We start from the raw sequence: 12699 nt of genomic DNA, 5'->3' as shown, positions 1-12699 counted from the left end.
ATGGCATTTCAAATCTTATTAAACTTCTTTATCGCATTTATATGGATGTTCTTGTCTACTAACTTCGCTTCAAGTAACTTTGTAGTAGGTTTCATCTTAGGTATGATCATGATTTATATTATGCGAAATTTCTTCACTAGTCGTCTATATATTAGTCGATTTTGGGCAGTAATTAAACTGGTAGTTCTGTTTATGAAAGAGCTGATACTCGCTAATTTCCAAGTATTTATGGTTATCATTAAGCCTAAGCTTGATATGAATCCAGCATTTTTCGCTATGCAAACTGAACTAGAACAAGACTGGGAAATTACGTTGTTATCCAGTTTGATAACTTTGACTCCTGGCACGATCGTTGTCCATCTGTCGGATGATTCAAAAACACTTTATATACATGCAATTGATATTGATGATGTTGATTCAGCAGTTGACTCTATCAAAAATTCCTTTGAAAAGGCCATCCTGGAGGTGAGTCGTTCATGACGTACTTTATTTGGGCTATTATTGTCATTGTGACACTATCACTAGTCGGTATAGTTTACCGCCTTGTGAAAGGGCCTTCTGTTCCAGATCGTGTGATAGCACTTGACTCAATAGGTGTTTCTATCATATCTCTAGTTGGCCTATTTTCCATTTTCATCAAAACAAGTTTCTATTTAGATATTATTTTACTGTTAGCGATTCTATCTTTTATCGGTACTGTAGCTTTCTCTAAGTTTATAGAGAAAGGAGAGATCATAGAACGTGACAATTCTCGCTAATATATTAATCGTTTTAACAATCTCTTTTGGAGCGATATTTATCATGGTTACAGCGATTGGCCTAATTAGACTACCTGATGTATATTCGCGGTCTCATGCGGCTTCTAAGAGTGCTACATTAGGTGTTATGAGTATTTTAATCGGCGTATTCTTACACTTTTGGTTAATAGAAGATCATTTTAATCCTCGTATTTTACTCGGTATTTTATTTTTGTTCATCACAGGTCCTGTTGGTGGCCATGTTATAGCTCGTGCAGCATACTTTTCAGGTGTAAAAGCATGGAAAGGTACTGTAAAGGATGAATTAAAACCAGAATATGAACGCAAAATGAAAGAAGCTTCTATAAAAGAAAAAGAATGAAAAAAGGCTTTTGTCTCCATACAAATGGGACAAAAGCTTTTATTTTACCAGTAAGGTCTACCACATGGAGGTCCAAACGGTGGTCCGCATTGTGGCCCGAAGTTCGGTCCAAAATTCGGTCCGTAATTTGGTCCATAATTTGGCCCAAAGTTTGGTCCATAGTTTGGTCCATAAAAACGATTGTAATGTTGATGTGGTCTAATGGATGATCCAACTAAACCACCAAGAAAACCACCAAAAAATGGTCCGCCGAAAAATCCGCCGCGAAATGGAAACATAAGCCTCCTCCTTTCTTTTCTATCCTATGTATCATAGAAAAGAACAGCTAGGTCTTGGCCTATTTCACTATATATCTTCCTCTGCTAAACGCTCGATAAATGTTGCCAGAGTACGCACCATTACGCCGGTGCCACCTTTAGGTCCTAAATCATGTGCACCATGAGCATCTGAAGTTCCAGCTATATCTAAATGAATCCAAGGTATATCACCAACGAATTCTCCTACAAATCCTCCTCCGAAAATCATATGCCCATCAGAACCAGGAGAGTTATTTAAATCTGCTACATCACTTTTACGAATTCGTTTCTTATCGTTTTCTGTTAAAGGTAAACGCCATACGAATTCTCCTGATTCTTCAGCAGCTTCAAGGAATGTTTCAAATAATGTCTCATCATTTGTTAAAGCACCAGTTTTATCATAACCAAGAGCTGTAATGACGCCTCCTGTTAATGTTGCCACATCGATGATATAATTTGCACCTTGTTGTTTTGCATAAGTTACAGCATCTGCTAATACGAGACGACCTTCCGCATCCGTGTTTAATATCTCTACAGTTTTCCCACTATATGTTGTAATAACATCATCTGGTTTAAAAGCTTCACCTGAGATCATATTGTCTGTTGAACCAATAACAGCGATGACGTTTTTGTTTGGACGTAATTCGCCAATTATTTTCATTGCGCCAAGTACAGCAGCAGCTCCACCCATATCGCCTTTCATACCAACTAGTCCCGTTTTAGTTTTAATAGAATAGCCACCTGTATCAAATGTAACACCTTTACCAACTAGTCCAATGACATCTTCCCATTTCTCGGTTGCTTGGTATTTAATCGTAATAACACGCGGTTCTTCTACTGAACCTTTATTGACAGCTAAAATAGCACCCATTCCTAGCTCTTCTAATTGAACTTTGTTTAAAATTTCAATTTCGAAATCATATTGTTTAGCAAGTTCTTCCGCATAATCTGCTAATTTTGCAGAAGTTAATATATTACCTGGTAAGTTCACTAAAGTACGTGCTTCATTTACAGCTTCAGCATATATTTGTCCTACTTCAAAACCAGCCACTATTTCTTGCGTATCTGCTGTCGTAATGAAACTGACTTCTTCTATTTTCACATCAATTGCATTAGACGTCGTTTTGTAATTTTGTACGTTATAATAACCTAAACCCGTGCCTTCAGCTGCAATAATTGATACTTCAGTCGGGTCAATGTCAGCAGTTACAAATGAATCTAACCATATTGAAACTGTTTTAACATTTAGTTTATGTAGTTCTTTTCCAACTAAGCCGAATGATTCGCGTAATTCATCTGTGCTTAACATTTTGCGGTCTCCAAGTCCAACAAATAGTATACGCTTCACTTGAGTTGATGGTATAAAGCATGGGATTTTCGTTAGTTTTTTTAGATCCGTAGCAATATCCCCTTCTTTAATCCATTCTGTAATTGGATTTCCAAAGACTTCTACGAAATCTCCCCACCCTACTAACTGTTCTTGATTTTTAGATACACCAACAATTAATATATCTGCTTGTGCAGATTGAAATGTTTGACTTTCTTTAATAATGTTCATTTGAATCCTCCATTCCTATATTATCAATTCTATTATATCAAAAATATTACATCATACGAAATGTTCGGATTCCGAATTTCCTTAGAGTTTTTTCAATGTTCTGTCCTATGTTATAGTATTACTAACTTATTTTAGGCTAGAAAGGTGCTGATTTAATGGAGCTTCTTCACAATATTCCCCTGCTCTCCTCACTTTTTGCAATTATCTTTGCACAATTTGTTAAAATTCCTATTCATTTCATTGCAACTAAGAAAATCGATTGGTCACTTTTCACATCTACTGGCGGCATGCCAAGCTCACATTCTGCGGCTGTATCAGCCCTTACAACAGCTATTGGCTTTGAAAGTGGTGTGGATTCACCTTTGTTTGCTGCTTCCACGGTATTTGCTATAATCGTTATGTTTGATGCAACTGGAATACGTTATCAAGCAGGACAACAAGCAGTCATTATTAATCAACTGCGCAAAGATTTCCAAGTCTTCGTCAATGAAGCGAAAGGCTGGATAAACAAAAAAGAAGAAGAGAAAATGCAAGAGCTAAAAACACTACTAGGTCATAGACCAAGCGAAGTATTCTTCGGAAGTTTAACTGGCATACTCATTTCAGTTTTCGTCTATACAATCTTTTAAAATGTAAAAAAGCAGTGTCCGATATAAAATCGTGACACTGCTTTTTTTGTGAATCGAATATTCAAGTTAGAACATACGATAGCCATTTCTTCGTAGTGCTTTCATTACTAAACCTGCAATAATAGCGCCTGCAAGTCCACTTGCTAGAATAAGAATATCAACTAATTGTAATGATACTAGTTTATCCCCTAATGCCGGGAATGCCGTTCCTGGCTTAAAGAAATAATCGAAAAAACCCACTTCATCAACAATGAAGATGACTACTATTGGGTAGACAATCGCCATGAACCAAGTAGCACGGAGTAACATATTGATTAAGAACCCGATACCAAAGAACATAACGAGGAATAATATCATTGATAATACCAATTGTACAATTGAAAATGAACCAGCCATATATTCGAAACCTCCATTTTTCCTCTCATAAGTGTACATGATTGGAACAATGCTTTCAACGACTAGTAAGTAATTTCAAAGCTTTGTCATAATTCAAATATTACTAGAAAAACAATTTATATGCGGTATAGCCAAATATATTATCTGGCTCTAAATTATCTAATGCACTTTTACGAGCATTAATTTCTGTTTTTAATAACTCTAGTATCATTAACGACGTACGCTCGTCCTCTTTTAAAGCTAATGGAGACATCCAACATGCCTCATATAATTCCTCTAATTGTGCAACAACTGGCTGTAATGGATCATTCGCTATTAAATGAAAAACGGCTAAATTATCACTTATATCATTTTTTAGTACGCCTGTCCGCAAACCAATTAAGCCTAGAATGGTAGCGTCAATTCCTGTTTCTTCTTTTATTTCTCTAATTACAGCTTGATCTGCAGTTTCAGCTGGCTGTACAAAACCAGCAGGTAATGACCATTTACCATCAAGACCACCATAGCGCTTCATCACTACAAGCCATTCACCATTATTATTCTCTACTAAACCTGATACACCTAACCAAACTTTCATACGGTCTTGTTTATTCAATGACATTACCTCCCAATAAAAAACTCCCTACAGTTATAATAACTGAAGGGAGTGTGAAAGGTATAATTATAGTACGTTAAATTTACCTTTTTTAAGAACTAAGCCAGCGCCACCAACCATGTAAAGTGCACGGTTATCGATTACTTTTTTCATGAATGAAGCCGATTTACCTGTGATTTCTTTACCGAAAACTTCACCGATTGCATCAGAATCACCTAGAGAACATACAGTACCTTTAAGTGCTGGTACGAATTCTTTAGTGTCTTTGCCTTCGATTAAAGCAATAAGGTTTTCAGCAACAGTGATTGCTTGTTGCATAGCGATTTGAGCTGTTGTTGGGTAAGGACGACCAGCTTCTTCATTCATTAAGAATGCACAGTCACCAACGATGAATACTTCAGGGAATCCAGGTACACGTAAGTCTTTATCAACTGCAACGCGAGCACGTTTAGATGGGATATCTGATTCTTCAACAATGCGAGAACCACGAACACCGGCAGCCCATACTACAGTACCAGCTTTGATGAATTCGAATTCTTCTTCGCCTTTTTTAATTTTAACGCCTTCAGGAGTAGCTTGAACTACTGGAGTACCGATTGAGAATTCGATACCTTTTTTAGTTAGATAACCAACAGCGTATTCTACTAATTCACGAGAGAACATAGGTAATACAGTTGGAGCTGCTTCTACACAGACAACTCGTACTTTTTCTTGCGGTGCATCATATTCTTTGCAAAGCTCTGGAATACGGTTAGCTAATTCACCAAGGAATTCGATACCTGTAAATCCTGCGCCACCAACTACGATTGTTAATAAGGTATCATCTTTTTCAGCAGGAGCTTGTGATGCCCATTCAGCGAACTGAGAGTTAATATGATCGCGAAGTTTACGAGCTTCGTTTACATCAGAAATACCGAATGCAAATTTATCTAAACCTTCGATACCAAAAGTCTCACCTTCAAAACCAAGACCTACTACTAGGTAATCGTATGACATTTCACCAGCATCAGTAATTACTTTTTTATTTGTAGCGTCAATAGATTCAACAGCTGCTTGTACAAAGTTAACTTTGTTATTTAACACACTTTGAATGTCATAACGTACTTTCTCTGGAGATAGAGTTCCTGCTGAAGCTTCGTGTAACCAAGTTGACTCATAGTGGTATGAGTTTTTGTTTACAATTGTAATATCGGCTACATTAGAACCAATTTTCTTTTGCAAGTTAACAGCTGTTGTTAAGCCACCATATCCTGCACCCAATATTAATATTTTCGGTCTATTCACTAGAATCGAAACCACCTTTAAAATTTTATATTCTCTGACCAATAAAAAAGAAGTATTTTACATACTTCATCTCTACCATCAGTGTGTCTATTTTTCGACAAAATACCTACATACTATATTAGACCTTTTGTTAACTGATTTCAATAGAGTAATGTTGAAAAAACGAGCTAATTAAGTTACTATTTCAGGGTTGTTTTTTTTCTATTTATCCCTTTTAGTATAATTTATTAATTTTTGTCAATTTATCATTATGATAAATACATGCATAATATTCGTTCATAAGCAACTAATTAGATGCTAAATATTAGTTTATTTATTCCCCTAAAAAAATAAAGTATCCATAAAAAAATAAAAACCTTCTCAAAGTTATCGAAATGAGAAGGTTTTTTTATATAGTTTTTAGATTAACAACTTTCAGGAGTACCTTCTGTTTTGGCTGTTCTAAACGAAGTTCCACAACCACATGATGCGATAGCATTTGGATTATCAATTGTAAATCCGCCACCCATTAGTGATTCTTTATAATCGATTTTAGTTCCTTTTAAGATTGGTGCATCTTCACTGGAAACAAGAATTTGTAAACCATGTTCTTCTTGTATAAAATCATTTTCTGCCTTTTCGTTTTCGAATCCCATACCGTATGACAGACCACTACAGCCGCCACCTTTTACAGCAATGCGTAAAAAAGAGCCTTCTTCTTCATTGTGCTGCATCATTTCTTTTACATGGATAGCAGCAGCTTCAGTAATTTCAATTACTTGCGTCATCTGTGTCACCTTCTTTCATATTTCTATCATAACAATAATTTATGTTGGAGTAAAACATCTCATACTCGGAAATTTGACACATCTAAAGGCTTTTCATCTGGTATAATTGATTCATATATACAAATAGGGAATGAGGACTACATTATGGAAATTCCACCTTATTACGAGAAGCAAATAGACTGCATTCATTGTAAAAAGAAATTTAAAACAATAAAAGTGCGATCAAAATTTATTAAGGTTAGTAATAATGAAAGTGATTTTCATCCGTTATACGAAAATGATGTTAACCCTCTTTTATATAATGCATTTGTTTGTGAGCACTGTGGATTTTCTTTCACGGAAGACTTTACAAAATATTTTGGACCAGGCATATCAGAAGAGATCGATCAAAAAATCAGCTTGCATTGGAAAAAACATTCATTTGATAAAGAACGAACTATAGATGATGCACTTCAAGTATATAAATTAGCACTAGTTTGTGGACATATAAAAAAAGAAAAGCATATTACACTAGCGGGACTTGCATTAAGAACAGCTTGGCTATACCGTACGCTTGATAACAAAGAGCTAGAAAATCGATTTATGTTTATTGCTCGAAATCAATATATAGATGCTTTCTCCAATGGCGATCATAACGGTACTTCTATGTCGGAAGTTCGTGTTATCTACTTAATAGCCGAATTATCGAGAAGATTAGGAGAACGCGAAGAAGCCATTCGCTACTTCTCTCGTGTTATAGAAAAGCAACGTAGTTCAAATGAGACGAAAATTATTGAAATGGCCAAGGAACAATGGCAAACAATGAGACTTGAAAAGGAAATGACTGAACACACCAAAGTTCTATGATTCCTTTTGTGATTTACACTTATCTATAAGAAAAAAAGAGCCTTTTAAAAACTGGCTCTTTTTTTTCTCTATACGGTTGTTGTTTAGAATACTTGTTCTACCTCAATAACACCTGGTACTTCTTCTAATAACGCACGTTCAATCCCTGCTTTTAAAGTGATTGTAGAACTTGGGCAGCTTCCGCATGCGCCTAGTAAACGTAATTTTACGATACCATCTTCTATATCAACTAATTCACAGTCTCCTCCATCACGAAGAAGGAATGGGCGTAATTTATCTAAAACTTCTTGTACTTGTTCTTGCATTTTCAATCGACTCCTTTCCTTATAATTATTATAATATCAGACGAACACAAAGGAAAGTAATTAAAATGCTCAATTAATGGTATAACAATATTATAATTACTATCCACTCCAAAAATGCTATTCTATCCCTCATCTTTTATAGCTATGTTCTATTAATTATTTAACTATTTTTCTCGTCTAATCTACCGAGCGATTTCAGTGTTTGTTAATAATAGCTAATTTTTAATAGTTTAAAATTGTAAGTGACAATCTTACCGTTTATCTTTATATTTATATGTGAGTACATATGGAAAAATTTTAGTATTGTAAACGAGAGGATGAATTGTAAGTGACAGAAAAGACAATTGCAATCGAAATATACGGGGCTAGTGTCATGTGTGCAAGCTGTGTTAATGCACCGTCTTCCAAGGATACTTATGAGTGGTTACAAGCTGCAATAGATCGCAAATATCCGGAACAACCTTATCAAATCACATATATTGATATAGAAAATCCTATTGAAAATGAACGCCATAAACAATGGGCAGAACGAGTAAGAGATGATGAGTTTTTCTATCCATTAGTATTAATTAATAATGAAATTATTGGAGAAGGCTACATTCAGTTAAAGCCTGTTTTTAAGGAGCTTGAGAAATTAGGCTTTGAACCAATCGATAAATAAATATAATAAAAAGCTGTCTCACTGTACAATGTTTCATCATTGTACGTGAGACAGCTTTTTTTTAACCATTTTGACGTTTGTACATCCACAGCAAGCCTGATTTCATCAAGCGAGCAATTCGACCTGTTACAGTCTTATCTGCTAAATAGACGAAGCCTTGTTTCTTTCCTAAAGAACCCATAAAGCCTTTTAGCTTAATTTCTGGCATTTTCTCCGGAAGTGCTTCATTTTTCCAACGCAATTTTAATATACGAACAATATGTTCAGCTTGCTCTTCAGCTAACTGTGCACTCGGACCAAATTGTGAAGCTGCGCAGTCTCCAACCACATAGACATGTTCATCATTTGGTATATTCATATATTGAGTTATAACTACTCGACCAGTTCGATCAGATTCTAGACCTAAGTCACGGACTACCTTAACTGGTTGAATACCCGCTGTCCAAACAACTGCATCTACTGGAATCTGCTCTTCATGATTATGTAGCATATGTTGTTCTACTTTTGTAATATTCGAGTTCGCAATAACTTCAACATCATTATTATCGAACCACTTTTTAACATAGTTACTTAAACGTTCTGGGAAATCTTTTAGAATACGAGAGCCACGATCAAATAATTTAATTTTAAGATCTGCACGACTTTCTCGTAATTCACTTGCCAATTCAATACCACTTAATCCTGCACCAACGATTCCTACGACAGAACCAGATGGAAGGCCACAAAGAGCGTTATAAGCTTCACGTGATTTAGCCATTGTTTGGATGCTGTACGAGAATTCATCCGCACCAGGTACACCGTGATACTTATCTTCACAACCTAGACCAATAACTAAATCATCATACGCTACGCTATTACCACCTTCTAATAGTACAGCTTTGTTAACTGTATCAATTTTTTCAATTTCGCCATAAACGATCGATAACCGCTCATTTTCAGGGAAACTTACACGAATATGTTTCTCAGGTGTTGTACCTGCAGCTAAAGCATAAAAATCGGTTTTCAAGCTATGGAATGGTGCACGGTCTACTAGAGTGATTTGTACATCTTCTGGTAAATTATTTGGTAATAAACGCAAAAGAATACGCATATTACCGTAGCCACCGCCTAATAAGACTAATTTTCTCATAGTAATCTCCTTCTTCTTACAATATTACATACCGTTTCATTTCAAAACTGTCCACTAAGAGTATAAACGATTGTGAGAAGTTTCACAATATAGACTCGAAAATTGACGAATGAAAAAAAAAATAGTAGCATTTCGAGTAGTGAGGTGAAGCGCACATGAATCCGCTTGTTGAGTTTTGTGTTAGTAATTTAGCAAATGGCTCCCAAGATACATTTGAAGTGCTAGAAATGGATCCTAATATAGATGTTTTAGAATATGGCTGTTTAAGCTATTGTACTAAATGCTCTAATTCTTTATATGCTCTAGTAAACGGCGAAATGGTTGAAGCTGAAACGCCGGAAGAATTAACAAAAAAAGTCTATCAATTTATTGAAGAGAATCCTTTATTTTAACCAAAAAAGTCGCAAGCTATGTGAATGAACAACATAGTTTGCGACTTTTATTTTACAATTGCCAATCGAGTAAACTATTAATGCTGTAAGTTGGTTGGATATCCTTTTTCAACACAGATTCAGTAGGTGTTACTCCAGTATTCACATGTAATGTATCTATACCAAAGCCGATACCTGCTAATATATCCGTATCATAATTATCACCAATCATAAGCATATCTTCTTTTTCAAACCCATTCATCTGCTGTAAAATTGCTAGCATATGAGGATGTGGTTTTCCGATATACGTAGGTTCCACACCTGTCACATTATGAATTAGCTCAGCAATCGATCCATTTCCTGGTGCAAAGCCTTTTTCACTTGGAAATTTAATATCACCATTGGTCGCTACAAAATCTGCACCATTTTGTATAGCATAGCAAGCATTTTCTATTTTAGAATAATTTAATTCCAGATCAATACCTTGCACTAACACATCCGGTTGTTCAGAAGTGAACCTTATATTTTCAGCAAGAAGAGCTTCTCTTAAGCCATCTCCACCTATCATTTGCACTGTTGCATTTGGATATTGATTGCTGATATATTTTGCAGTTGCGATAGCTGAAGTTAAAATATGCGCTTCAGGTGCACATATCCCCATTTTCAGTAATTTCTGCTGTACTTGATTTTGCGTCATACGTGCATTATTGGTGATATAGAAAGGCTCAATTCCTTTCTTTTGTAATGCATGTATAAAAGCTACAGCAGTAGGAATAGGTTCAGTTCCCTTATACACAGTCCCATCTAAATCGAAACAATAGGCTTTGTATGATTTCATTTTTGTTCCTCTGGAATGAACGCAGATACTGGACCTAGCTCATTCACTAAATAATGCTCTACTTTTGGTGCAAATGCTTTAATAGCATCCATATTATTATTTAATACAACTACTAACTCTTCATCATTTACTTCTAAAATATCACGCACAAGTGCGCGTCTTAATCCAATTAGCTCTTTTAATGGTTGATCCATCTCAAGTGTAATGACTTTTTCATCGACTAAAATATCAATTATATCTTCATAACTTCCAGGATCACGCATAATAAAACCATCAATCATAGAGTTACCCACATCAATTATTGCTTCGATTAATGTATTCGCAATACGCTCCACAGCCAATTTACGGATATCATCTGATAACCAGTCTTTTTGGCCTTCAAAAACCACTATTAATGAATTCATATATTCAAGATTTTTTATTATTTTTTTACGATCAACGAAATACACAGTACTTCCTCCATTCAAATTATAAAAGTTGATAGTCTACTCCTTTCTATAGTACCATATCTTTAGAATCGGAAGGAGTTGCACACGCAATGGAAAGATTTTTCTTATACGACGATGTTGAAGATACAAAGACTCGTTTTGTTAGCTTCACAGGCGAATCGCAACGCTATGATTTAGCAATTTTACAAAGCGGACGCTTTTTTGGAAAAGTGCTCGTTTTAGATATGCAACTCGGCCGCTTTGCTATTCTCGGCTCAGACGACCTAGAAGAGCCAGGATACTTAGAACAAGTATACAACCGTCCCGAAGACGAAGCACAAGAACTACGAGACTACCTACATGAATTAATTGGGTAACCTAAATGCTGAAGCGGCCCGTTCAGCCCCGACAAGCACTGGAACTTTCGAATCGAAAATATCTTTTCAATTTTCGACCGAGAAAGTGGAAGTGACCTCGAGGGGCTGGCCGCTGAAGCTGGATATCTAACTTTAGGAAGGCAACCTAAGTCCGCGACGTCCTGTCGCAACGGTTGCATGACTAACATCCTGTTAGCCCAAGGCGCTCGTTTTGCTGCGAGGTCGTTGGAAGGCGGAAGCCAAAGTCGCTCTTTGACTTTGAGCGCCCGACTGAAACGACCCGAGCAGCTAGCGCCTGAAGCTGGATAAACCTTAATGCTGAAGGCGCTCGTCCAACGGCGACAAGCGTTGGAGTTCTCGAATCAAAAGCATCACTCCCGCTTTTGACCGAGAGAACGGAAACGACCTCGAGCCGTTAGCGCCTGAAGCTGGATATCTAACTTTAGGAAGGCAACCTAAGTTCGCGACGTCCTGTCGCAATCGATGCATGACTAACATCCTGTTAGCCCAAGGCGCTCGTTCAGACTAGACAGGCGTTGGAGGGCTCGAACACAAGACGCTTTTCGTCTTGTGCCGAGAGACCGAAACGACCCGAGAATCTAGCGCCTGAAGCTGGATACCCCCTTACCCAACTCTAATTTAACCACTTTAAATCAAAAAAATACTAAAAAAAAACATCAATTCCGGCTTTTACAGCTCGGAATTGATGTTTTTTTGTTCTTCTTGAAATGTTTCAGTGATAACGATTTCAGGCTCATCTACAGCCTCAGAATCTACTTCTTCAAGTACTTCCTCTTTTACAGGAATCGGCGCTTTACCGGTTTTTTTTAGTACGAAATAAGCACATCCAAAGTTACAATATTCATATAAATAATCTTGTAATGTACTTATTCTCGTATCGAAAGAAGCCTTTTGATTTTTGTCATCAAAAAAGCCTTTTAAACGTAATTGGCCATAGCCCCAATCACCAACAATATAGTCATACTTTGTTAAAATATCGCTAAATCGTCCAAGAAAAGCCTCTTCTTGGAAACCTTCACGATAATCTGTTAATACATCATACGCCATTCGTTCTGCAATGACCATGTTACCACCATCCG

The 12699-nt window shown here is 36.4% G+C and carries 19 protein-coding genes; 8 read left to right on the top strand and 11 right to left on the bottom strand.

The features are described from left to right. Genes MKY02_RS04105 through mnhG form a run of 3 tightly spaced genes read left to right on the top strand, consistent with a single transcriptional unit; the run spans position 1 to position 1119 of the window. Positions 1-480, top strand: coding sequence for a Na+/H+ antiporter subunit E (locus MKY02_RS04105; RefSeq protein ID WP_038188523.1), 480 nt, complete (start codon positions 1-3; stop codon positions 478-480). After that, positions 477-758 carry a Na(+)/H(+) antiporter subunit F1 gene (locus MKY02_RS04100; protein WP_038188525.1) on the top strand — a complete coding sequence of 94 codons (282 nt, stop codon included), beginning with the start codon at positions 477-479 and terminating at the stop codon, positions 756-758. The genes MKY02_RS04105 and MKY02_RS04100 overlap by 4 nt, the downstream gene beginning before the upstream one ends. Continuing rightward, entirely contained in the window at positions 742-1119 is a 378-nt protein-coding gene (mnhG, locus tag MKY02_RS04095; RefSeq protein ID WP_038188527.1) for a monovalent cation/H(+) antiporter subunit G, read from the top strand. Before MKY02_RS04100 ends, mnhG begins: the two co-directional genes overlap by 17 nt. A gap of 44 nt (positions 1120-1163) precedes the next feature. Here the strand turns inward: mnhG and MKY02_RS04090 are convergent, their stop codons facing one another. Together MKY02_RS04090 and MKY02_RS04085 are read right to left on the bottom strand one after the other, a co-directional pair. Next, positions 1164-1397 (bottom strand): hypothetical protein, encoded by a 234-nt coding sequence (locus MKY02_RS04090; RefSeq protein WP_051448801.1) that lies wholly within the window; start codon positions 1395-1397, stop codon positions 1164-1166. A gap of 67 nt (positions 1398-1464) precedes the next feature. Further along, on the bottom strand, positions 1465-2973 hold the full coding sequence (locus tag MKY02_RS04085; RefSeq protein ID WP_076034576.1) for a leucyl aminopeptidase: 1509 nt from the start codon (positions 2971-2973) through the stop codon (positions 1465-1467). A gap of 155 nt (positions 2974-3128) precedes the next feature. Between MKY02_RS04085 and MKY02_RS04080 the strand changes: the two genes are divergently transcribed. Next, entirely contained in the window at positions 3129-3602 is a 474-nt protein-coding gene (locus MKY02_RS04080) for a divergent PAP2 family protein (RefSeq protein ID WP_038188535.1), read from the top strand. A gap of 66 nt (positions 3603-3668) precedes the next feature. On the opposite strand, the gene MKY02_RS04075 is transcribed toward MKY02_RS04080, so the two are convergent. The 4 genes from MKY02_RS04075 to MKY02_RS04060 all read right to left on the bottom strand — a co-directional run bounded on the left by MKY02_RS04075 (position 3669) and on the right by MKY02_RS04060 (position 6644). Further along, positions 3669-3998, bottom strand: a complete 330-nt coding sequence (locus MKY02_RS04075; RefSeq protein ID WP_038188547.1) for a YuiB family protein — start codon at positions 3996-3998, stop codon at positions 3669-3671. 103 nt (positions 3999-4101) lie between these two features. After that, a complete protein-coding gene (locus MKY02_RS04070) occupies positions 4102-4599 on the bottom strand; it encodes an NUDIX domain-containing protein (RefSeq protein WP_038188549.1) in 498 nt (165 codons plus the stop codon). A 60-nt stretch (positions 4600-4659) separates the two neighbouring features. Beyond that, positions 4660-5877, bottom strand: coding sequence for an NAD(P)/FAD-dependent oxidoreductase (locus tag MKY02_RS04065; protein WP_038188562.1), 1218 nt, complete (start codon positions 5875-5877; stop codon positions 4660-4662). Between the two features lie 404 nt (positions 5878-6281). Further along, positions 6282-6644: a HesB/IscA family protein gene (locus MKY02_RS04060; protein WP_038188565.1), complete on the bottom strand. Its 363-nt coding sequence runs from the start codon at positions 6642-6644 to the stop codon at positions 6282-6284. Positions 6645-6788: 144 nt separating this feature from the next. Between MKY02_RS04060 and MKY02_RS04055 the strand changes: the two genes are divergently transcribed. Continuing rightward, on the top strand, positions 6789-7490 hold the full coding sequence (locus tag MKY02_RS04055; RefSeq protein ID WP_340710681.1) for a DUF2225 domain-containing protein: 702 nt from the start codon (positions 6789-6791) through the stop codon (positions 7488-7490). Positions 7491-7573: 83 nt separating this feature from the next. Here the strand turns inward: MKY02_RS04055 and MKY02_RS04050 are convergent, their stop codons facing one another. Continuing rightward, complete coding sequence (locus tag MKY02_RS04050) at positions 7574-7795, bottom strand: NifU family protein (RefSeq protein ID WP_038188571.1); 222 nt, start codon at positions 7793-7795, stop codon at positions 7574-7576. A gap of 328 nt (positions 7796-8123) precedes the next feature. Between MKY02_RS04050 and MKY02_RS04045 the strand changes: the two genes are divergently transcribed. Continuing rightward, the gene (locus MKY02_RS04045) at positions 8124-8456 is read left to right on the top strand and encodes a YuzD family protein (protein WP_038188572.1); all 333 of its coding nucleotides are present in this window, start codon (positions 8124-8126) and stop codon (positions 8454-8456) included. Positions 8457-8517: 61 nt separating this feature from the next. Here MKY02_RS04045 and MKY02_RS04040 read toward each other — a convergent pair whose 3' ends face one another. Next, positions 8518-9585, bottom strand: coding sequence for an NAD(P)/FAD-dependent oxidoreductase (locus MKY02_RS04040; protein ID WP_038188575.1), 1068 nt, complete (start codon positions 9583-9585; stop codon positions 8518-8520). 155 nt (positions 9586-9740) lie between these two features. On the opposite strand from MKY02_RS04040, the gene MKY02_RS04035 reads away from it, so the two are divergent. Then, positions 9741-9977, top strand: a complete 237-nt coding sequence (locus MKY02_RS04035; RefSeq protein ID WP_038188577.1) for a YuzB family protein — start codon at positions 9741-9743, stop codon at positions 9975-9977. A gap of 52 nt (positions 9978-10029) precedes the next feature. Here MKY02_RS04035 and MKY02_RS04030 read toward each other — a convergent pair whose 3' ends face one another. After that, complete coding sequence (locus tag MKY02_RS04030) at positions 10030-10794, bottom strand: TIGR01457 family HAD-type hydrolase (protein ID WP_076065716.1); 765 nt, start codon at positions 10792-10794, stop codon at positions 10030-10032. After that, positions 10791-11243 carry a DUF86 domain-containing protein gene (locus MKY02_RS04025; RefSeq protein WP_340708748.1) on the bottom strand — a complete coding sequence of 151 codons (453 nt, stop codon included), beginning with the start codon at positions 11241-11243 and terminating at the stop codon, positions 10791-10793. Before MKY02_RS04025 ends, MKY02_RS04030 begins: the two co-directional genes overlap by 4 nt. Positions 11244-11332: 89 nt before the next feature. Here MKY02_RS04025 and MKY02_RS04020 point away from each other — a divergent pair, with 89 nt between their 5' ends. Continuing rightward, a complete protein-coding gene (locus MKY02_RS04020) occupies positions 11333-11599 on the top strand; it encodes a DUF3055 domain-containing protein (protein WP_038188587.1) in 267 nt (88 codons plus the stop codon). Positions 11600-12289: 690 nt separating this feature from the next. Here the strand turns inward: MKY02_RS04020 and MKY02_RS04015 are convergent. Continuing rightward, the gene (locus MKY02_RS04015) at positions 12290-12685 is read right to left on the bottom strand and encodes a YutD family protein (RefSeq protein WP_076034571.1); all 396 of its coding nucleotides are present in this window, start codon (positions 12683-12685) and stop codon (positions 12290-12292) included. Between the last annotated feature and the right edge of the window lie 14 nt (positions 12686-12699).

Origin of the sequence: Viridibacillus sp. FSL R5-0888 (assembly GCF_038009105.1) — a bacterium.
Lineage (GTDB): Bacteria > Bacillota > Bacilli > Bacillales_A > Planococcaceae > Viridibacillus > Viridibacillus arenosi.
This window is presented reverse-complemented; position numbering and strand designations above follow the sequence as displayed.